Origin of the sequence: Streptomyces sp. 6-11-2, assembly GCF_006540305.1 — a bacterium.
GTDB lineage: Bacteria > Actinomycetota > Actinomycetes > Streptomycetales > Streptomycetaceae > Streptomyces.
The window spans coordinates 5683357-5704036 of record NZ_BJOR01000001.1; the positions used below are offsets into that span (position 1 = coordinate 5683357).

The 20680-nt window shown below is 72.9% G+C and carries 17 protein-coding genes and 1 pseudogene; 5 read left to right on the forward strand and 13 right to left on the reverse strand.

Annotation, left to right across the window (positions count from 1 at the left end; translation table 11 throughout):
- The first annotated feature begins 20 nt into the window (after positions 1-20).
- Complete coding sequence (locus TNCT6_RS25070; RefSeq protein ID WP_141362390.1) at positions 21-1439, forward strand: xylan 1,4-beta-xylosidase; 1419 nt, start codon at positions 21-23, stop codon at positions 1437-1439.
- A 30-nt stretch (positions 1440-1469) separates the two neighbouring features.
- Here TNCT6_RS25070 and TNCT6_RS25075 read toward each other — a convergent pair whose 3' ends face one another.
- From TNCT6_RS25075 to TNCT6_RS25100, 6 genes are all read right to left on the reverse strand, one after another.
- A complete protein-coding gene (locus tag TNCT6_RS25075; protein WP_253266214.1) occupies positions 1470-5519 on the reverse strand; it encodes a lipopolysaccharide biosynthesis protein in 4050 nt (1349 codons plus the stop codon).
- Complete coding sequence (locus TNCT6_RS25080) at positions 5512-6327, reverse strand: polysaccharide deacetylase family protein (protein WP_141362392.1); 816 nt, start codon at positions 6325-6327, stop codon at positions 5512-5514. Before TNCT6_RS25080 ends, TNCT6_RS25075 begins: the two co-directional genes overlap by 8 nt.
- Positions 6324-7421: a glycosyltransferase family 2 protein gene (locus tag TNCT6_RS25085; RefSeq protein WP_253266215.1), complete on the reverse strand. Its 1098-nt coding sequence runs from the start codon at positions 7419-7421 to the stop codon at positions 6324-6326. Before TNCT6_RS25085 ends, TNCT6_RS25080 begins: the two co-directional genes overlap by 4 nt.
- On the reverse strand, positions 7418-8248 hold the full coding sequence (locus tag TNCT6_RS25090) for a glycosyltransferase family 2 protein (RefSeq protein WP_141362394.1): 831 nt from the start codon (positions 8246-8248) through the stop codon (positions 7418-7420). Before TNCT6_RS25090 ends, TNCT6_RS25085 begins: the two co-directional genes overlap by 4 nt.
- Before the next feature lie 392 nt (positions 8249-8640).
- Positions 8641-9735 (reverse strand): GNAT family N-acetyltransferase, encoded by a 1095-nt coding sequence (locus TNCT6_RS25095; RefSeq protein WP_141362396.1) that lies wholly within the window; start codon positions 9733-9735, stop codon positions 8641-8643.
- 1 nt (position 9736) lies between these two features.
- On the reverse strand, positions 9737-10162 hold the full coding sequence (locus TNCT6_RS25100; protein WP_253266216.1) for a hypothetical protein: 426 nt from the start codon (positions 10160-10162) through the stop codon (positions 9737-9739).
- A gap of 261 nt (positions 10163-10423) precedes the next feature.
- Here TNCT6_RS25100 and TNCT6_RS25105 point away from each other — a divergent pair, with 261 nt between their 5' ends.
- The gene (locus TNCT6_RS25105; RefSeq protein WP_141362398.1) at positions 10424-11233 is read left to right on the forward strand and encodes an SGNH/GDSL hydrolase family protein; all 810 of its coding nucleotides are present in this window, start codon (positions 10424-10426) and stop codon (positions 11231-11233) included.
- 124 nt (positions 11234-11357) lie between these two features.
- Here the strand turns inward: TNCT6_RS25105 and TNCT6_RS25110 are convergent, their stop codons facing one another.
- The 4 genes from TNCT6_RS25110 to TNCT6_RS25125 form a co-directional block, all read right to left on the reverse strand.
- Positions 11358-12836: a nickel transporter gene (locus tag TNCT6_RS25110; protein ID WP_141362400.1), complete on the reverse strand. Its 1479-nt coding sequence runs from the start codon at positions 12834-12836 to the stop codon at positions 11358-11360.
- Positions 12833-13042 carry a hypothetical protein gene (locus tag TNCT6_RS25115; RefSeq protein WP_141362402.1) on the reverse strand — a complete coding sequence of 70 codons (210 nt, stop codon included), beginning with the start codon at positions 13040-13042 and terminating at the stop codon, positions 12833-12835. The genes TNCT6_RS25110 and TNCT6_RS25115 overlap by 4 nt, the downstream gene beginning before the upstream one ends.
- The gene (locus TNCT6_RS25120) at positions 13039-14682 is read right to left on the reverse strand and encodes a lipopolysaccharide assembly protein LapB (RefSeq protein WP_141362404.1); all 1644 of its coding nucleotides are present in this window, start codon (positions 14680-14682) and stop codon (positions 13039-13041) included. Before TNCT6_RS25120 ends, TNCT6_RS25115 begins: the two co-directional genes overlap by 4 nt.
- 127 nt (positions 14683-14809) lie before the next feature.
- The gene (locus TNCT6_RS25125; RefSeq protein ID WP_141362407.1) at positions 14810-16369 is read right to left on the reverse strand and encodes a DUF4331 domain-containing protein; all 1560 of its coding nucleotides are present in this window, start codon (positions 16367-16369) and stop codon (positions 14810-14812) included.
- A 166-nt stretch (positions 16370-16535) separates the two neighbouring features.
- On the opposite strand from TNCT6_RS25125, the gene TNCT6_RS25130 reads away from it, so the two are divergent.
- From TNCT6_RS25130 to TNCT6_RS25140, 3 genes are all read left to right on the forward strand, one after another.
- Positions 16536-17120, forward strand: coding sequence for a sigma-70 family RNA polymerase sigma factor (locus TNCT6_RS25130; RefSeq protein ID WP_301184400.1), 585 nt, complete (start codon positions 16536-16538; stop codon positions 17118-17120).
- A complete protein-coding gene (locus TNCT6_RS25135) occupies positions 17117-17929 on the forward strand; it encodes an anti-sigma factor domain-containing protein (protein WP_141362411.1) in 813 nt (270 codons plus the stop codon). Before TNCT6_RS25130 ends, TNCT6_RS25135 begins: the two co-directional genes overlap by 4 nt.
- 115 nt (positions 17930-18044) lie before the next feature.
- Entirely contained in the window at positions 18045-18311 is a 267-nt protein-coding gene (locus TNCT6_RS25140; RefSeq protein WP_141362413.1) for a hypothetical protein, read from the forward strand.
- Positions 18312-18454: 143 nt separating this feature from the next.
- Here TNCT6_RS25140 and TNCT6_RS41070 read toward each other — a convergent pair.
- From TNCT6_RS41070 to TNCT6_RS25155, 3 genes and pseudogenes are all read right to left on the reverse strand, one after another.
- A pseudogene (locus TNCT6_RS41070) lies at positions 18455-18615 on the reverse strand (CoA transferase); the annotation flags it as partial.
- Between the two features lie 92 nt (positions 18616-18707).
- Positions 18708-19880 (reverse strand): type ISP restriction/modification enzyme, encoded by a 1173-nt coding sequence (locus tag TNCT6_RS25150; RefSeq protein WP_141362415.1) that lies wholly within the window; start codon positions 19878-19880, stop codon positions 18708-18710.
- A 26-nt stretch (positions 19881-19906) separates the two neighbouring features.
- Positions 19907-20656 carry a GntR family transcriptional regulator gene (locus tag TNCT6_RS25155; RefSeq protein WP_141362417.1) on the reverse strand — a complete coding sequence of 250 codons (750 nt, stop codon included), beginning with the start codon at positions 20654-20656 and terminating at the stop codon, positions 19907-19909.
- Positions 20657-20680: the final 24 nt, after the last annotated feature.

The following is a 20680-nucleotide window of genomic DNA, read 5'->3' on the forward strand; positions in this document are numbered from 1 at the left end:
CGCCCTTACTGTTGTCCTTGATGAGACGTCATGGGGGGAATCCGGAGGCGGGGCGGTGGCGGCTCACCGCACTGCTCGGCGTGGGTGTGACGGCGGTGGCCCTGGTCGTGGCCCTGCTCAGCACGCTGCCCGGCGGCGCGAGCACCGAGGGCACCACACGCGACGGCGGCAAGGTGCACGGGACACCGGCGACCCCGCGGGACGCGGACGAGCCGGACGTCGGCTGGGGCTTCACCCACACCCAGTTCAGCGCCGACGAGGGCAGCGCGGCCGCGACCGGCCGGGCCGGGGCACTGCTGTCGAAGGACGGCGGCCTGCCGCAGAACCAGGCGATCATGGGCTGGGGCGCCGACAACCCCGAGCCGGTCAAGGGGCGTTACGACTTCGAGGCGCTGGACCGGCGGATCGACTTCGTCCGCGCCTCGGGCGGCACTCCGGTGATCACGCTGTGCTGCGCGCCCGACTGGATGAAGGGCGGCCGGGCCGGCGTGGACAGCACCGACTGGAGCCAGGACGCCCTGGAGACCGCGCCGACCCGCGACCACTACAAGGACTACGCCGCACTCGCCGCGACCGTCGCCGAACGCTATCCGGACGTACGCCACTTCATCGTCTGGAACGAGTTCAAGGGCTTCTGGAACAACGCCGAGGGCCGCTGGGACTACGAGGGCTACACCGAGCTGTACAACCTGGTTCACAAGGCGCTCAAAAAGGTCGACCCCAAGATCATGGTGGGGGGACCGTACCTGGTCATGGACAGCGTCGACCCGCGGCAGAAGCAGGACGCCTCCACCGTTCTGAGGGGACCCTGGGGAGCCTTGGACCAGCGGGTCCTGGACGCCTTCGCCTACTGGAACCAGCACAAGGCGGGCGCCGACTTCGTCGTCGTGGACGGCTCCAGCTACACCAAGGACGACGACCTGCTGCCCGACGAGTTCCGCGCCACCGACAAGCTGACGGACGTCGGCCGGTGGGTGCGGTCGCAGACGGGCGGCCTTCCGCTGTGGTGGGCCGAGTACTACGTCGAGCCCGCCGACCGCAACGACGACCGCAAGGACTGGTCCGAACCGCACCGCGTCGCCGTCCAGGCCGCCGGCCTGATCGCCATGGCCAAGGGCGGCGCCTCCACCGGCTTCTACTGGAACCCGGAGAACCGCACGGGCGACTGCCCCGGCTGCCTGTGGACCCCGACCGACTCCTCCGGCGGCGGCCGGGCGCTTCCCATGTACGACCTGGTCTCCCGGTTCAACCGGGCGTTCCCGCCGGGGACCGGGTACCGGACGGTGTCCGTCGCCCCGGACGACGTGCCCAACGTGCGCGTGCTGGCCGACGACCGGACGGTCCTGGTGGTCAACACCCTGAACCGCACGATCAGCGCGCGGATCGACGGCAGGCGCTTCGACATGAAGGCGTACGAGGTGAAGTGGCTCCAACGGTGACCCGCCGGAGCCGCTCCACCCGCCGTCCGCTCAGCCGCCCCCCATGGTCAGGAACCGCTGCACCAGCGAGGTGAACAGCACCGCCAGCAGCGGCAGCGAGAACCAGAAGCTGCCCTGGAGCCACCGCACCCGGCGCACACTGGGCCGCATCGCGACCCGGACGACCTCCCGCGCCGTCAGCAGCACGGTCAGCGCCAGCGCCGCGGCTCCGCCGACCACCGACCACGGTGTCCACGTCACCCTCGGCCCGATCGGCCCCGGATTCGGCTCGGGCACGGGACCGGAGGGCTGCTCGCGCAGCTCGTACAGGGTCACGTCGTCGTTGCCGAGGACCTTCCTCAGCTCCTGCCGGTCGTCGAGGTGGCGCACCAGCCGCGACTCCCAGGTGGCCGAGTAGCCCACGTCCATCCGCAGATACGTCACCTGACTGCGGTTGATCATCAGGTACGCGTTCGGACCCGCGTCCCTGAGCGACTTGACCAGGCCGGAGACCAGCACCGGGTCGGCCGGTGCCAGGGTGGGCACGTAGTCGACGCGTTCCATGTCCCGCGCGCCCCACGGCATGGCCGGAGTGACGTTGACGGCCGGGTCGTTGCTCAGCCACAGCAGCCGTACCGTCGGTCTGTCGTGGGCGTACACGTAGTCCATGGCCGCGACCTCGCCGGGCCGGATCCGCTCGAAGGTCTCGTTGCCCCACCGGGCGACCAGGAAGCCGCCCATGAGCAGCAGGCCCGCCAGCAGCGCGGCCAGCGGCGCCAGAATCACCCGGTCCTTGTCCCGTTCCTCCGCGGTGGCGCCGGTGCGCGGGAAGAGCGCGAGCGCGGCGAGCAGGGCGGCCCCGGGCAGGGCGAACATGAAGACCCGCAGCGCCATCTCACCGCCGTAGGACTGCATCCCGAAGCCGAGGAACGGCACGAAGGTGAGCACCGGCAGGGAGCGCTCGCGGTACTTGTGCTCGCGTCGCCGCCACCAGCCCCAGCAGGCGAAGGCCATCACGGAGCCGGCCAGCAGCACGCGTGCGTACAGCACCAGTTGGTGGGTCGAGTCGCCGCCCTGGATCCGGCCCGAGACGGACGTCGAGACGTTGCTGCCGACGCCGCCGACCCCGCCGAACAGCTCGTCGAAGTGGCCTGACCAGTACGGCTCGGCCATGAAGCCCAGCCAGAACGCCGCCAGTACCGCGAACAGCACGGGCAGGCCGCGCAGTTCGGACCTGCGGACCAGGACCAGCACGGCCAGCACGCCCAGCATCACGAACGGGGTGAGCTGGTGCGCCGGGACGCTGGCGGCGAACAGGCCGATCACCACCAGGAGCAGCACCGCCCGCTGCCGCCGGTCGGCCGGCTCCACCTCCGCCTCGCCCGGCCGGGCCTTGGTCCACGGCATCCGCGGCGCCCGGAACCAGACGAGGAGGATCGCCACGAAGGCCAGGTACAGCAGATAGGTGAAGCCCTGCGGGGAGAAGTAGTCCTGGCCCACCCAGCCGCTGAGCACGAAGATCCACACGCCGGTCCACCTGGCCCGCCAGCTCGCCCGCAGCGAGCGGGTCAGCAGGAACATGGGGGGCAGGTAGAGCAGCTGAATGGTCAGCGGCCACCAGCGGATGACCTCGGTGAAGTCGCTCAGACCGCACGCGCGGGCGACGAAGGCGGCCACCGCGAAGAACCCGGGCCAGCTCCACCGCGCGTCGAGGTCCGGCACGGCCGATCCGGTGCGGTCGATGAAGTCGATGAAGCCGAGGTGCTGCCAGGCGGTGGCGAAGCGCGGCTCGCTCTCGATCACCGCGGGCAGCGCGTGCAGGGAGACGACGGTGGCGACCAGGGTGACCAGCAGCAGTGCCCGGTGTTCGCGGCGCAGCCACAGCAGCGCGGCGAACACCCCGATCAGCAGCGCGGCGCCGGCCAGGGTCGGCAGCGGCAGCACCGAGACGAGGCCGAGGCCGCCCATCCGGTCCAGGTCGGAGTCGTCCAGGCGCAGCGCGGGCACCCAGTACAGCAGCAGTGCCGCGGCCAGCAGACAACCGAGCAGGACGCCGGCCCGGGTGGGCGCGAGACGCTCCCGCCAGGACGGGTCGGGCCCGCTCCGGGCGAGGAGGTCCTCCTCCGGGGCGGCCTCCCGCGGCGAGGTCCCCACCTTCGGCACGGTGGCCCGGTCCCCGGCCGCGAAGTGCGTCTCCGGTACGACGGCCCGCTCGCCGGCGGTGTACGGACCGCCGGGTACTGCGGCTTGCTCTCCGATGGAGTAGGGGCCGTCCGGTACTGCGGTCCGCTCTTCGGTGGAGTTGGGGCCGCCGGGTACTGCGGCTCGCACTTCGGTGGGGAAGGGGCCGTCCGGTACTGCGGTCCGCTCTTCGGTGGAGTACGGCCCGTCCGGTACGACGACTCGGTCCTCCGGCCCGAACGGGGCGTCCACCTCGCGCTCGGCCGGTCCCGGCGAGACCGGCTTCAGCTCCTCCACCGTCAGCTCCTCCACCGGCAGCCCCAGCGCCTCGGGTCCGTGCGGCCCGGCCGGCGGCCGGTCGGGGTCCACCGCGGCGGTGCCGGCGGGCGGGGTGCCCGGTCCGGGCCGTACGTCCGGCCGGCGCTCCACGTGGTCGAAGTCGATGTGGATGCCCAGGGCGAGGGTGTCGGACTCCGCTGCCCAGGCGGGCCGCCGGTGCGGTGCGGTCCCGGCGGGGTCCTCGCGCGCCCCCAGGTCGGCGAGGTCCCCGTCGGGTGCGGCGTCGTCGGGTGCGGCGGCGGGCACGGCCCTGACGGTCCGGTACAGCTTCGGCGCGGCGATCGCGACGATCACGGCGAGGCTGGAGATCTCCGCGACGCCGGCGCCGGTCAGCCCCATCCGGGGGAGCAGCAGCAGCGTCAGACCGAGCACCAGGGCGCACAACAGGCCCTGGAGCCAGGCCAGTCCGGCGGTACGGCTCTGGGCGCGCAGCACCGCGAAGTACGTCTCCATCACGACCCGCAGCAGGGCGCCGACGGCGAACCAGCGCAGCAGCGGGGTGGCCGCGTGCGCGTAGCCCTCGCCGAAGACGTGCAGGATGTACGGCGCCAGCAGGAACAGGAGCCCGCAGATGGGCAGCATGATGCGGGCCATCCGCTTCAGCGCCGCGCGGGTGTTGGCGGCCAGCCGGGCCGGGTCGTGCGACCCCTCGACGGTCAGTGAGGCACCCATGTTGATGGCGAGCAGGTTGACCGTGCCGCCGATGGTGGTCGTGATGTAGAAGTACGCGTTGTCCGCGGAGCTGACCTGCGCGGCGATGATCACCGGCACCAGGTAGACGACCGCGAGGGAGAACAGCGAGCCGGTGTAGTCGCCCGCCAGGAACCGCCCGAGTTCCTTCGCCGTCGGCGGCCTGGCGTGGTCCTCGGTCGCCCGTACGTGCCGGGGCACCAGGCGCCGGAACACCAGCCAGCCCAGCGGCACGATGGAGAACGCGATCGCCGCGACCCAGGAGACGAAGACGCCGGTCGTCGGGATCGCGACGGCGAGCCCCACCAGCAGGGCCAGCTTCACCCCCGAGAACACGGTGTTGCCCACCGGGACCCAGGGCGCGCTGCGCAGCCCGGTCAGCACCCCGTCCTGGAGGGTGAGCAGGTTCCACGCCATGACGGCGACGACGAAGCCGAGGCCGTGGGCGAGCCCGTGCAGGAAGCGGTACGACGGCCCCCACGCGTCGAGGGTGAGCAGGAACATCCCGGCCGCGCACGCCACGATCAGCGAACTGCCCACGTACGTACGGGCGATGAGCCGTCCGGTGGCGCGGCCGGAGATCGGGATGAAGCGGGCCAGGGCCCCGGTGAGCGTCACCGCGGTCAGCCCGGCGAGGAGCTTCATGGCGGCGATGGCGGCCGAGCCCTGGCCGACCGCGTCGTCGGAGTAGTAGCGGGCCGCGACCAGCCAGTAGCCGAGGCCCAGCACCGCGGAGATCCCGGTGTTGAGCATCAGCGCGTAGGCGTTGCGGAACAGCGGGTTGCCGCCGGGGGGCCGGCTCCGTCCGGGCAGCCGCAGACGGCGCCCCGGCTGCTCGGGCGCCTTGGGCCCGGTGGCCGATGCCTCGGTGGTGGTGGTCGTGTCAGACACGGGTACGGATGGCCTTCCGGCGGACCTGTCGGGCTCTGCGGACCATGGCGTAGCCCTTGGTGAGGGCGCGGTCCCTGGCGAAGTTCCGGGTGATCGCGCGGCCCTGGACGATCCGCTCGAACTCCTCGGTGGACGTGCTGCGGCGCACCGTGAGCCGGTGCAGCGCGTACGGGCCCTGCCGTCGGCGGGCCAGGGCGTTGCCGACGGCGAGGGCCTGGGTGAAGCCCGCCGCCCGCACCAGGGCCCGCACCCGGCGGCTGGAGTAGCCGTAGGGGTAGGCGAACGAGGCGGGCACGGTGCCCAGTTCACCGGCGACGATCTCCCTGCAGCGGATCAGCTCCGACCACAGGGTGTCGTCGTCGAGCTGGTCGAGCTGCGGGTGGGTGTGGCTGTGCCCGCCGATCTCGACCCCGCCGGCCGCGAGTTCGCGCACCTGGTCCCAGTCGAGCATGGTGTCCAGGCCCCCGCCGGTGTGGTGGGCGCCGCGGATCCAGCCCGTGGAGACGAACAGCGTGGCGGGGAAGCCGTAGTGGTCCAGCGTCGGCAGGGCGTAGCGGTGCACGCCCTCGTAGCCGTCGTCGAAGGTGATCAGGACGGGGTTCGCGGGCAGCGGCGGCAGACCCCTGCCACGCCAGTGCCCGGCCAGCCGGGCCGTGGTGACCGGCTGGAAGCCCCGGTCCTTGAGCACGGCCATCTGCTCCGCGAACGCCTCGGGCGTCACGGACAGTTCGCGGGTGGCCTCGTTGGGCTCCGGCGCGACCGCGTGGTACATGAGCACCGGCACGGGCGCGCTGGTACGGCTGTTCATGTGGTGCGTCCCCCCTCGTCCTGCCCGGTCCCCCCGGTCTGCGGGGTCTGCCCGGTCCTTCCGTCCCCCGGGGCGTGCGCGATCCCGGCCACCGATGACACCGATGACACCGATGACACCGAGACCACCGAGAACGCCGTGCCACTCCGCCGGGCCCTGACACTGCCGACGGCGTAGCCGCCCGCGGCCGTGAGCACCCCGGCGACGATCGCGCCGGCCCGGCCCGCGCCGCCCGGCCGGGCCAGCAGCGCGTCTCGCAGGCCGCGGGCCACCCCCGAGGGCAGCACCCGGGTGGTGTACCGGCGTTCGGACTCGAGGCCCTTCTGCGCGCCGACGCTCCGCGCGACCAGCGCCTTCGACAGGCCCTCCGCGTAGACCCGGGTGCGGAAGTAGCGGAAGTGCTCGCGCGTCTCGGGCACCCGGTGGTGGATGACCGCCCGGTCGTCGATCAGGAGGACCGCGTCCGGGCGGGCCCGGGTGAGCCGGATGCACAGCTCCGTCTCCTCGCACCCCAGCGGGCGCTTGTCGCCGTCGCGGCCGATGCCGGTGGCGAAGCCGCCCGCCGCGTCGAACGCCGTGCGCCGGAAGGAGGCGTTGCCGCCGAGCACGTTGCGCACCCGGACCCGGCCCGGCGGCAGGCCGCGGTAGGTGCAGCCCACCACCCAGTCGAACTCCTCCGGGAACCAGGCCGGCCGGCGGCCCGACGCCCAGACCGGGACCGTGCGGCCGCCGACGGCCATGACCCGCGGGTCCGCGTACCCCTCGGCGAAGTGCCGCAGCCAGTCCCGCTCGGCCACGGCGTCGTCGTCGAGGAAGGCGACGATCTCACCGCGCGAGGCGGCGATGCCCGTGTTGCGGCCGGCGGACAGGCCGCGCGGGCCCGCGTTGGCGAGCACCCGCACCTCGCCGCCGTCCGGGTACTCCTTGTACTCCTTGGCCAGCCTCCCCAGCAGCGCCGGGTTGTGGTCCACCACCAGGAGGGTCTCCAGGGCCGGCCGGGACTGCGCCCGCACCGAGGAGACCGCCGCGAGGATGTCCTCCCAGCGGTCCTCGGTGTAGACGCAGATCACGACGGAGATGCCGAGACCGCTCAAGACGCCTCTCCCCGCACCGCGTCGAGCATCGGTGACCGGCGGGCCTGGCGGCCCTGGCGGCGCAGTTCACGCCGGTTGGAGCGCTCCTTGAGGATCACCTTCAGCACCCGCAGTCCGTCCCGCACGGCGCGCAGATTGCTGGCCCCGTGGATGCGCAGGTACTCGTGGCTGGGGATCTCCTGCACCTTCAGTCCGGCCTTGACCACTCTGATGTTCATCAGCGTCTCGACCTCGAAGCCGGTGCAGTCCAGCTCGATCTTGTCCAGGCAGTGCCGCCAGAACGCGTTGTACCCGTAGCACAGGTCGGTGTAGCGGGCGCCGAACTTGCGGTTGACCACGGCGCACAGGGCCCGGTTGCCGAGCTTGCGGATGAAGGTCATGTCGTCGGTGCCGCCGCCGTTGGCGAACCGGGAGCCCTTGGCGAAGTCCGCGCCTGAGACCAGGGCCGAGACGTACGAGACGATCTCGCCGCCGTCGGCCGAGCCGTCCGCGTCGACCATCACGATGATGTCGCCGGTGCACTCCTCGAAACCGGTGATCAGGGCATCCCCCTTGCCCTTGCCGCGCTGGTCGACGACCTTCACCTTGGGCCACAGTTCCCGGGCCACCTCGACGGTGTCGTCGGTGGAATTGCCGTCCACGAGGACCACTTCGTGAATCCAGTCCGGAAGTGTCTTGAAGACGTAGGGCAGATTCTCGGCCTCGTTCATGGCGGGAATCACCACGCTCACCGGCGGTGTGATGGCCAAGTGTGAGGAAATGGGCCGGTATTCCGCGGCGAGCGTCGGATCCTGTTCCGACGAAGGCGAGCGCAGAACGGAGCTCATGAGTCGTGTTCCCTCTCGTCCGGCGGACCGCCCGCCCCTCGGGCGGCCCGGCTGTGTATCCGGTTCGAAAGGGGGGTTGATCACCCGGGGCACGCCGGAAAGGCTCTCCGAACACACCGGGTGAGCTGGCAAAGCTGTCCGGCCTGCCGGAAGAACGGCAGCCGGTCGCGCGGCACGGCTCGGTCACACCTGCGGTCACCGAGCACGGCACCCCCCTACCGCGCTCCGCGCCGGAACGTCCCGGCCCCGAGCCCTCCCCTTGAGCCGCTTGCAGACGGACCGATGCGGGTGAGATGTACGACGGTATTGATGATTGAACCAGTATGGCAAGACCTGGAACGAGGCCTCACGTTTTTGTTGGTTTTGCCGTAACGCAACCCTGTACGTACTGTTCATCGCCTGGAACGGATTTGTCCCATGCGTTTGAGGATTCTGTCCGCGGGCTCGAACAGTTCCGGCCGCGACAGCACCGCGTTGCGCAGCGCCCGGACCGGGGCGCGGCGCGCCCGATGCCCGACCGCCACCGGGTGACGTCGTGTCACCCACCCCTCGCACACGCTGAGTTCGCGTGTCTTCAGGGAGTCCTTGTACTCCTTCTGGCCCCGGCCGAGATCCAGGTACGCGATGCCGTCGGCGGCGGCCGCCTCGGCCATGCGCAGATGCAGGATCAGTCCCGGGGAGAACTTCGCGAACGCCGGGTCGTAGGCCGGGAACCAGCAGGCCAGCACCCGTTCGGAGCGCAGCCCGAAGTGGGCGGCGACCGGCCGGCCGTCCGCGTACAGCACTGACAGGATTCCCGCGAAGGAGTCGGAGCGGGTGTGGAACAGCTGTGTCACCAGGTGGGTGATCCACTCGTGCGCGAAGCGGTCGCTGCGCCCGGTCCGCCGGTACTGGGCGGACTTCCAGGCCATCAGCCTGCGCAGCGCGGCGGGGTCGCGCTCGTCGTGGACGTAGCGGACCGGGCCCGTGTCACGGCCCAGCCTACGCTCCTTGGCGAGTGTGGTCCGGGTGAACTTGGGCGACCGGGCGCGCAGTTCGCGCACATACGTGTCGTAGCCCTGGTCGACGTCCATGACCGGGGACGGGAAGCTGCCGGAGGCTCCCGCCTCGAACGGCTCCTGGCCCGTCACCAGGTGGTCGAACTCCCAGACGGCCAGTGAGCAGGCCCGCAGCAGCTCACGGGCGTCCCAGGTGAAGCCGGGCCGGTGCACCAGGCCCTGGCAGTCGGAGACGCCGAGCCCGACGGCCCGGCCGACGCCGGTGGCCGATCTCTGGAACGGGAAGAACGCGGCGGGCTCGCCGTCCTCGCGGACCACCGCGATCCGCACCCCGCGTCTGCACCGGCCCACCGCGAGCGTGAACTCGGGGGAGAGGAAGGGGTTCCCCAGTTCCTCCGCACCGTGCAGATGAGCCTTGGACTGCATCGCGGTCCACGCCGCCCGGTCGGCGGCGCTCAGCTCGCCGGGGCGGTACACGCTGATGTCCACGTCAGGAGCCCTGTCTTCTCGCCGTACGGCCGCGCTGCCGCCGCACCAGAACCAGCAGGAGAACGAGGGAGCTGAACGCGGTGACGGCCAGCAGTCCGCCGCTGACGGACCATCGGTGCACGGCCAGCATCCCCTGGGCCACCAGCATGTCGAGGACGACCGCGCCCGCCACCGAGACGAGGACGCGGCCGAAAGGATCCAGTCCGCGCAGCGCGGCGGCGATGGCCGCGGCCGGCGCCGCGAGCAGGAAGAACAGCGTCAACGGGCCGCGCAGGGGGGAGTTGGAGCCGGTGAGCGCGAGCAGCGCACCGATCCCCCCGATTGCCGTCGCGGCGCCCGCGAGCAGCGGTGACAGGTCCCTCCCCGGCCCTGACCGCGCCCGCTGTGTGCCCGGTGTTGAAGCTGTCTTGATGCGTATGGTCTGCATTGGCGACTTTGCCCCCCGAAGCGCCGGATGCCGGGCTTCAATGTCGCGCAGCCCGCGGCGCCCGTCAAGATGCGGAAGCCGCTCGTACGGGTGCTCGCCTGCTTGCGGACCTCCTTCGAGTGGCCGGTTCCCGACCTCCCAAGCCTCTTGCGCCACAACGGATTTCGTTGATCGCTAAAAAGTTTTGACATGGACACTTCCCTGTCAACACGCGTAGCTGCTACCACGGTTACGGCAGAGATCCTGCTAAAGGGAGGTTCCATGAGACGAAGTTCCCGAATTTCCGCCTATATCGGTTCCCTCCTCCTGACCCTCGGCCTCGCCCTGACCGGGGCGACGATGGCGCAGGCGGCCCAACTGGCAGCGAACGGCCCGTACGTGGCCCTCGGCGACTCCTACTCATCCGGGGTGGGCGCCGGCAGCTACATCAGCTCCAGCGGCAGCTGCAACCGCAGCACGAACGCGTACCCCTACCTGTGGAACGCAGCCAACTCCCCGTCGTCGTTCTCCTTCACCGCCTGCTCGGGTGCCAGGACCGACGACGTACTGGCCAACCAGCTCGGCCCGCTCAACTCCGCCACCGCCCTCGTCTCGATCACCGTCGGCGGCAACGACGCCGGGTTCTCCGACGTCATGACGACCTGTGTGCTCCAGTCCGACAGCGACTGCATCTCGCGCATCAACACCGCCAGGGCGTACATCGACTCGACGCTGCCCGGCAAGCTGAACAACCTCTACTCGACGATCCGCACCAAGGCTCCCAACGCGCGCGTGGTCGTCATCGGCTACCCCCGCTTCTACCTGCTCGGACAGCTCTGCCTGGGCCTCAGCGAGGCCAAGCGCTCCGCCATCAACGGCGCCGCCGACTACATCGACGCCGCCACCGCCAAGATCGCCGCCAACCACGGCTTCGTCTTCGGCGACGTCCGCACCACCTTCACCGGCCACGAGATCTGCTCCGGAAGCTCCTGGCTGCACAGCGTCAACTGGCTCAGCATCGGCGAGTCCTACCATCCGACGGCGGCCGGCCACTCCGGTGGCTACCTCCCGGTGTTCACCAAGGCGGCCTGACCCACCGTCACCACAACGCACCACCAGGCCCTCTCCGCGCCCGAAGCGGAGACCCCGCGCGTCGGGGTCTCCGCCGCGCCGGCCCGCCCCTCGGGCCGATCCTGCGGGACCTCTCGGTCATCGCTCAGCCCAGCGCCGCTGCCGCCCCCTTGAGCATCAGCCCGGCCCCCAGAGCGACGACCACGCACGCCGACCCGAGCGGCGCGGTCCTGCGCACCAGGGCCGCCGCCGGGCCCGCGGTCCAGCGGGGGCGCCCGTCCAGCAGCCGGTGTACGCCGCTGCCCAGCTTCACCACGGCGATCCCGGCCGCGGTGAGGGTCAGGGCGAGTCCGACGCCGTACGCCACCACGAGCAGCAGCCCGAACCAGGCCTGCCCCAGCGCCGCCGCGCCCACCAGGACCACCACCGCGGACGGACTGGGCACGAGCCCGCCGGCGAACCCCAGGAGCAGGGTGCCGCGGAGGGTGGGTGCCGCGGGGTGGGTGTGGGCGTGGCCGCCGTGAGTGTGTTCCAGGCCGTGATCGTGATCGTGGCTGTGCGCATGCCCGTGCCCGTGACCGTGCCCGTGGTCGCGGTTGCGCCAGGCACGGCGTACGAGGCCGGCGCCCGCCAGGGTGACCAGGACGCCACCGGCGACTCCCAGCCAGGCGATCACCGAGGGCGCGGCCGCGGAGCCGGCCGCGACCAGCAGCCCGAGGGCGACCACGCCGAGCGTGTGGGTGACCGTCACGGAGGCGGCCAGCGGCAGGACGTCCCTGGGGCGGGCCCGGCCGCCGCGCGCCGCCGCCATCGCCGCCATGACGGTCTTGCCGTGGCCCGGGGCCAGGGCGTGCATCGCGCCGAGCCCGACGGCGACGACCAGGGCGAGGGCGGCGAAGCCGAGGGTGAGGTCGTGCCGGGCGACCAGGTCGTCCAGAGCCCGTGTCCAGCGGTCGGCGCCGCGGGGCAGCACGGAGGCGGCGGGCGCGTCGCGCCGCTCGTCGGCGAGCGCGGGGCCGCCCGGCCGCACCCGCAGGGACGCGGCGGAGGTGTCGGCGGGGGAGGACAGCAACCGCGCCGGATAGCGGGTCAGTTCGCGGGACACGGAGGTGTTCGGCACATCGGACGCGGTGAGCGTCATCCGGTCGCCGCGCGCCGTGATCTCCCGCCAGCCGGGCCCGGAGGACGCCTCCGCGCCGCGGAAACCGACGGTGGCGGTGGCTCCCTCGGGCAGCGGCGCGCTCAGCCCGCACTCCACCCGGAGGGTGTCGAGGCCCGCCTGGCCCGGGCGCACGCGCGCGTGGCTGCGGTGCGCGGTGAGCGCGACCGTGCGTCCGTCGACCGTGACGGCGCTGTCCCGCGCGGCCTTCTCGCACCGCTGCCGGGCCCACGCCGCCAGGCCGCTCCGCTCGATGTCCGGCTTGGCCTGGGTCGCCGGGATCTCGGCGAGGTCCTCGACGTGGTCCACGCGGAGCACGCCGGGGGAGGCGACCAGCCCGTCGTACCGGTTGACGGTGAAGTTCCCGAGCGGATGCGCGCTCGCGGCGCCGGCCGGGACGAGGACGAGCGCGCAGGCCGCGGCGAGGACGGCCCCGGTGGCGCGGAGGGGGCGGAGGTGTTTCATCGGGCTGCCTCCGGGGACTTCAGGGTCGTGCGTGCCGTGCGGGCGATGAGGGGGGAGAAGCCGGGGTTCGGTTTCAGGGCGGCCTTGCGGTAGCCGGTGGCCGTGGCCTGCCGGGCGTGGGGGAAGGCCTCCCGGGCGCGGCCGTTCCTGTGCGGCGCCCTGGCGGGGGCGGCCGGGGTGGCGTGGAGTGGGTGGAGGTGTTTCATCGGGCTGTCTCCAGGGACTTTAGGGTCGTGCGTGCCGTGCGGGCGGCGAGGGGGGAGAAGCCGGGGTTCAGTTTCAGGGCGGCGGTGAGGTGGGTGCGGGCGGCGTCGGTGTGGCCGGTGGCGTGCTCGATCATGCCGCGGTGGTAGAGGAACGCGGCGTTGCGGTAGCCGGTGGCCGTGGCCTGCCGGGCGTAGGGGAGGGCCTCCCGGGCGCGGCCGTTCCTGAGCAGCGCCCAGGCGAGCGCGTCCGCGGTGTGCACGGTGTGCCGGCGGGCCCATTCGGCGTGGGCCGCACGCAGCGCCGCCCCGGCGTCGCCGTGGTCGGCGGCGGCGAGCGCGGTGTCCAGGTCGGCGTTGACGCCGCCCGCGCGGGCGAGCGCGATCCAGGCGTCGACCAGGGCGTACTGGTTCCGCGCCTTCGCCCGGTCACCGGCGGCGCCGCGGGCCTCGTACAGCTCCCCGAGCGCGACGAGCGGTCCGGGCAGCGGCGAGCGGGAGACGACGTCCTCCAGGTCTCTGACGGCGGCGGCGAGGTCACCGCTCGCCGCCCGGGCGCGGGCGCGGCCCTCCAGAGCGGGCAGGTAGCCGTCGTCGGCGGCCAGGGCCCGCGCGTAGTGGCCGAGGGCCTCCTTGTACTCACCCTGGTTCCAGGCGAGTTGGCCGAGCTGGGTGGCGACGTAGGCGATGTCGCCGCGGGCGGTGGCGGAGGCGAGGGCCTGCTCGAGGACGCGGTGGGCGGTGGTGACGTCGCCGCGCAGTTCGCGCACGTAGGCGTAGCGCGTGAAGACCGGTACGCCCGGGCGCCGGGCGTCGGCGGTGTCGGCGGCCTCGGACGCCTCGTCGTACCGGCCGAGTTCGACGAGGGCGTCGATCCGGGAGGACAGGGCGCGCTCGTTGTAGGGGTTCCGCTCCAGGGCCTGGTCCGCGTGGGTTAGGGCGCCGGCGAAGTCGTGCCGGGCGGCGGCGAGCGCGGCCCGGCCGGCGAGGGCCGGATCGTTTCCGGGCGCCAGCTTCAGCGACCGCGCCAGCGCCCTCTCGGCCTGCGGGTACCGCGAGGGGTCGCCCTTGGTCCGCGCCTCCTCGACCTGGGCGAGCCCGAGGGCGGCCCAGGCGGCGTGGTCCTTCGGCCGCGCCCGCAGACGCGCCTGGAGCGACGTGATGTCGGTGCCCGGACTTCCCCCGGCGAGCAGCTCCGGAGCCACGGCCCCGCCCGCGAGGCCGGCCGCCTCATGGCCGTCCCGCCCCGCCCCCACGGCCAGGGCGGCCCCGGTCATGACCACGGCCAGCAGCACCACGAACCCGGCAAGCGGCCCCCGCCGCCGACGGCGCCCCGGCGCGGCGACGCGCCCGTCCGCGACGGCTCGGTCGCCAGGCCCGCGGGACACCGGCGGCCCCACCTCCGGGGCACTGCCCTCCGCCTCGCGCTCCCCGGGGGAGGTGGGGGTGCCGTCCTGCGGGACTTCGGCCTCGCGCTCCGCCGGGGCCGTGGGGGAGTCGTCGTGCGGGTGTTCCCGGTGGTGTTCCCTCGGCGGCCCGGCCGGGCCGTGGTCGGGCTCGGCGGGCCGGTTCTCCGAAGGCGTCGCGGGACCGGTGGTGCGGGGTCCGCGGTCAGGTGGGGTGGGGTCGTCGCGCCGGGCCATGCCCTCTCCTTGGTCGCCTGGGTGTTCGGGCCGAACCGCCGGTACGGCCGTGGTCGCGTGGGGTGGCGCGGCCCGCGCCGTGGGGGATGTGTGGAGCGCGGGCCGCGCCGGCCGGTGGGGGCGTGGGTCAGTACGGGCGCTGCGAACGGCGGCGCCACCAGGACAGGCCCGTGCCGATCAGCAGGACCCCGGCCGCTCCCGCGGCCGCCGAACCGGCCATCAGCATCGTGTCCCCGGAGGCCCCCGCCGGCCGCAACCCGTCGCCCAGCCCGCTGCGCACGTCCGCGCTCGTGCTCTCGGCGACCCGCCCGCGCGAACCCGACGTCGGCTCGGCCACGTACGGGAACGAGCTCTCGAACTTTTTGTCGTTCGCGTCGACCGCGTCGCCCAGGTCGTTCTTCGCGCCGAGCAGCGCGCCCTCCATCACCTGGAGCGCCGCGTCGATCACGTCGTCGGTGAGCCTGCGGCCGTTCGGGAAGCCCGCGTTGTCGCCGTCGAGGACGCCCAGCCGCTTCGGATGCGGGCTCGGCTCGATCGAGGTGTTCAGCCGCAGCTGCTCCGACGGCCGCACGTACGGCGGCTGGTTGAGGTCCTTCACGCCCTTGAGGAACACCTCCACGAGATCGGCGCGCGGCTCGGCGGGCGCCTTGATCTTGTAGATCTGCTCGATGAGCTTCGGCAGTTCGGGATGGGTGACGTTCCGGAGGAGTCGCGCGTCGTCGTGGGGCGAGGAGGCGTTGAACCCGTCCTTGTCCTTCTGCGGGTTGACGACCTCGTTGACGAGCGGGTTGCCCAGACGCGAGACCTGCGTGAAGCCGCCGCGGGCGTTCCTGCGCTGCGTGGTCGACCAGATGCCCACGACGGGCTGCCCGGCCGACTCGCGGATCAGGTCGTTCGGCACCTGGAGGGCGATCGTGTTGACGTTGTAGCCCTTGAGCGTGTCGTTGCCGACCTCCGAGAGGTCACCGCCGTACAGCAGGTCGAAGACGCGGAGGTCCGCGAAGAACGGGTCGTCGGCCTGCCCGGCGAACGTCGCCGCACCGCTCGCCGTCCGGTGGACGGCCTGCTTCCGCAGCGCGCCGTAGTCCGGCATCGACGCCTTGCCGACGTTCGACGGCGCCACCGGCACACCGTCCGCGAGCCGCGTCGTGGACACCCGCCGCTCGTGGCGCAGCCTGATCAGATCGACGTCGTACGTCTGGGTCACGTTCAGGTTCGGGTCGTCCAGGCTGTGCACCGGACCCGTGTTGTAGAGGAACGTGTGCTTGTCCTTGACGTGCGTCCTGAACGTGAACCGGAAGACCAGGTCGCTCCGCGCGTCACCGTCGTTGTCGATGTGCAGGTCGTATTGGGCGTCGTCCGCGAACGTGTAGAAGTTCGGACCCCCGGCCGGCTCCTCGAACGGTATCCAGTTCGCCACGAGGGTCGTGGTGTCGGGCTTGTCCGGGCTGACGAACGCGTACAGGTCCGTGTTGTCGTACTGCGGGGTGCCCGAGATGAGCGGCGCCTCCCGGTGGCTGGAGGCGGCGGCTCGCCCGGGTTCGAGCACGGCCGTGCCGGTGGCCGCGAGCCCCCCGGCGGCCAGCGCGCCGCAGACGAGGGAGGCGAGGCCTCTGCGTCCCTCCCCGGGAGCCGAACGCCTGGGGGTGCCCCCGCCGCGCCTGGAGAGACTGGGGAAACTTGTCATGCCGATCCGTCCTCAGTGCCGACTTGCCTGTCGTACGGGGATTCGGAGACCGGGCCGGTCGGGATGGGTCCGTCGCCGGATTTCTTTTCTTCCTGCCCGACCCGCGTTTTCGGCCCGCCGATCCGTACCTCATCCGAGGGGCACGCAGTTGGCGCGCCCCGCGTGCGTGAGGACGGCCCCACGGCGGCCGGCGGAGAGGGGGCGGCGGGTGGAGGCGGACGAGCTTCTGGTGCTCGTGGCGGGGGGCGACCACAAGGCGTTCGAGGAGCTGTACGGGCTGGTGTCCGGACCCATCTACGGGCTGGTGCGGCGCGTGGTGCGCGACCCGGCCCAGTCCGAGGAGGTCGCTCAGGAGGTACTGCTCGAACTGTGGCGCTCCGCCCCGAGGTTCGACCCCGGGCGGGGCAGTGCCCTGTCCTGGGTGCTCACCCTCGCCCACCGCCGCGCCGTCGACCGGGTGCGCAGCGTCCGCGCCGCCGGCGAGCGGGAGCGGCGCGAGGCGGTGCGCGCCGCCTCGCCGGCCTTCGACCACGTCGCCGAGGAGGTCGAGGCCGGCCTGGAACGCGAGTGGGTACGGCGCTGCCTGGACCGCCTCACCGCCCTGCAACGCCAGTCGGTCACCCTCGCCTACTACGACGGTTACACCTACCGTGAAGTGGCCGAGCGGCTGTCCCTGCCGCTGGGCACGGTCAAGACGCGGATGCGCGACGGGCTCATCCGGTTGCGCGAGTGCCTGGGATGTGCCGCATGAGCCTGCTCGACCGCCTGCTGCGCCGCGAGGACCCGCACTCCCTCGCCGCGCCCTACGCCCTCCACGCCCTGGAGCCCGCCGAACGGGTCCGCTTCGACAAGCACCTGAAGAACTGCTCCGCGTGCGCCGCCCAGGTGCGTGCCCTGTCCGAGGACGTGGTGCGTCTGGCCTGGTCCGCCGCCACCCCGGCGCCCGCCGCGCTGCGCGAGCGGGTGCTGGCCGCGATACGCGACACCCCTCAGGATCCCGCGCCGGCACGTGAGCACACGCCCCAACTGCCCCCGCACGTCTGGGGGACCCCGCCGCCGCCCGCGCGCACCCGTGCGCCCCGGCCGCGCCCCCTGTTCGTGCCGTTCGCCACCGTGACCGCCGCCGCGGCCCTCGTGGTCGCCGCGCTCTTCGCCGTGCAGGCGAACCGGACCCAGGACGAGCTGGCGGCCCAGCGGGACCGGGCACGTGAGATCGCCCACGTTCTCGCCGCCCCGGACACCCGGGCCGCCACCGGTCGGGACGCGGAGGGCCGCAGTATCGGAGTGATCGCTTCCGCTTCCCGGGAGCGGGCCGTGGTGACCCTGGGCGGGTACGCGGATCCGCCCAGTGGCCGGGTGCGCCAGCTGTGGCTCATGCGCCCCGGCGCACCACCGCGCTCCCTCGGCCTGTTCGAGGGTGACGCGCCCCTGGTCGTCTCGGGCCTCACCCGGTCGGCGACATCACTCGCCGTGACCGTCGAACCCGACGGGGGGTCACCCGGCCCCACTACACGGCCAATTGTTCAACTCGCCTTGAAAGCGGTCGGATTCGGAGAGTAGTCGTCAACACCCCTCCAGGGAAGGTGAATCCTGCCACCGCGATACACGAGTGCCCCAACGGGGCGATAGGGTTACTCTGCCCGGGCCGGGTGGACTCGTACGGGTGGGGAGTGACATGGAGCAGATAACAGTGCGCAGCAGGGCCAGGGTCCCTGCGATCACCTGCGGGAGCAGCGCGACCAGCTCGCGTCTCGACCGCCATCTGTCGGTGCTGGCCGGCCCCGCCGTGCCACAGCGGGAGACGGCCGAGGCGACGTCACTGATGCGCGAGCTGACCGCACGTGGCCCGCACGACCGCACGGGCAGGCGAGCCAGGGTCCACCGCGTGTCGTTGTTCGCGCCGCTGCGCAGGCTGCGCCGCTCGCTGTTCGGCGCGCGCTGAGTCCCGTTCCGCGTCTCCTCGGCCCGTTCACCCGACCCGCGCTCAGGCCACCATGCCGACCGGGCGCAGCGCCGCGATCTCGTCGTCCGTCATTCCCACGGCACGCTGCAGCGCCCCGGTGTGCTGTCCGAGCGCGGGAACATCCCCCGCGCGAAGCCACCTCCGTCCACCCGCTCGACCCGATGACCCGGGCCCCGAGGCCGGCGAGCTGCCGGGCGGCGCACGGCGCCGACACGGCCTGCTCGGCTGGGGCCACGGTGACGTCTTCCAGGGACGGCGGAAGCTGATCCGCGCCCCGGATCATGACCCGCGCCCACCCCTTTGTCACCGGAGCGGATCACCCGCCCGGGCGGCCGGATCGCCTCCGGGCGCCCGTCCACACCCGGCGGCAGCCCCTCAGATCAGGGCGAACTGACCCTCGGGGCCTTCCTCGCGGTGGTCGAGGACCGAGGCCGGCCGGCGGGCCGCGTCCGGCACCGGCAGGATCCCCGCGGACCGCAGGCAGGTCGCGGTGATCGCGTCCGTCACCTCCAACGCCTCCCGGCGCGGCCCCAGTTCAGCCAGCAGGGCGAGGACCGTGATCAGCTCCAGGAGCTCGGACGTCCACGCCTGCGGCCAGGCCGCCGGGCGGACGGCCGCCAGGGTGCCCGGTTCGCCCTGCGCGGTCCGCGCGGCGAACCACTGCTCCAGGACCCGCACCGAGCCGGCCTCGAAGTCCCAGGCCTGCGGCGGGACGGGGGAGACACGGCCCTCGTCGAGGTGCAGGGTCTCCTCGTCGCGGTCGTAGCGCACGGTCAGCGGGCGTGCGGGCAGCGGGGCGCGGACGTAGGGGCGGCGCCCGCCGGGGAGCTTGGGGCGCTCGCTGTCGCGGCGCATCAGCCACAGCGTTCGGCGGCCCAGTTCCACTCCGGCCGCCCAGGCCCCGGCGTTTCCGGTGAGCGGGACCACCGGGCCGTCCGGACCGGGGCGGGCCGCCGAGAGCGTCCAGGCAAGGACGTCCTCCGGGGCCGGGCGGTGCCCTAGGCGGGCGGCCAGGTGGTCCAGCAGGCCGGGCGCCAGGTTCGGCTCCGCCGCCGCCGGACGGCGGTACAGCGGCCGGATGCGTCCCGGACGCAGGACGGGCAGCAGGGACGTCGCCAGCAGGGGCGGTCCGGTGCCGGGCGTGGCGGCCGTCTCCGCCACGAAGACCTGCCGGGCGTCCGCCACCCGCCACAACTCAGGGCGGGCCGCGTCGATCAGACGGTGGTCGGGAATCAGCCACTGCTCGTCGAACGGCGCCGCGAGCACACGCACCGGCTCCGGGCAGGGGCCCGAGGCGCGGATCAGCCTCCCGGTGCCGCCGGTCCGGCCCGGCAGCTGCCCGACGGCCGTGTACGGCGTGCGCGAGCGCGTCGGCTCGAACAGGGCCTCCCGGTCGGGGCCCTCGGCCTTCAGCAGGGCCTCCCAGCGGGCCCTGAGACAGCCCGCGTCGGGAGCCACCGGCCAGCCCCGGCCCAGCCGCAGCGGTGCGACGGACCACGGCATGAGGTCGGCCAGCGGCGGAGCGTCGTCGTGCGTCACGCCGGGCATCGTACGACCTGAACCGGACGGGCGGGTCAGGTGGCGTCGAGGGTGACCGTGAAGGAGAAACGGTCCCCCCGGTAGTGGATCACCGCCACGTCCAGCGGCCGCCCCGCCGCGTCGTAGGTGATCCCCGTGTAGTGCAGGATCGGGCTGAGCAGCGGGACTTGCAGCAGCCGCGCCGTCTCCGGATCGGCCAGCCGGGCCTGGACGGTGTCCGTGATCCGGCTGATGTCGGCGCCCACCACGTCCCGCAGCACCTTGGTCATCGGCCACCGCACCAGATCCTCCGGCGTCATCCGGCGGGCCAGCTCCGGACGGACGTAGTTGCGGGCGTGGTTGGTCGGCTCACCGGTCTTCTCGTCGCCGCGCAGCCGGTGGTACGTCGCCACCTCGCCCAGATCCGGGAAGAACTCGGCCAGTTCGGCGGGCACCGCCTCCGTACCGTGGGCCAGCAGCTCGGTGGTCATACCGGACTGCTGGGCCACGATGGCGTCCACCGAGCCCAGCAGCCGCACCGGGGCGCCCCGCCGGGCACCGGGCTCGATGAACGTGCCGCGCCGCCGGTGCCGGGTGATCAGCCCCTCGTCCTCCAACTCCTTCAGCGCCTGCCGCATGGTCAGCACGCTCACGCCGTAGTGCCCCGCCAGTTGCTCCTCGGTGGGCAGGCGCAGCGGGTCCTGGGGCGAGCGGCCGAGGATCGAGGCGCGCAACGACTGCGACACCTGGTACCACAGCGGCAACTTGCGGTTCAGGACGATCGAATCCGGGGCGAAGGAGGTCACGGTTCATCCGTACCGGTAGGGAAT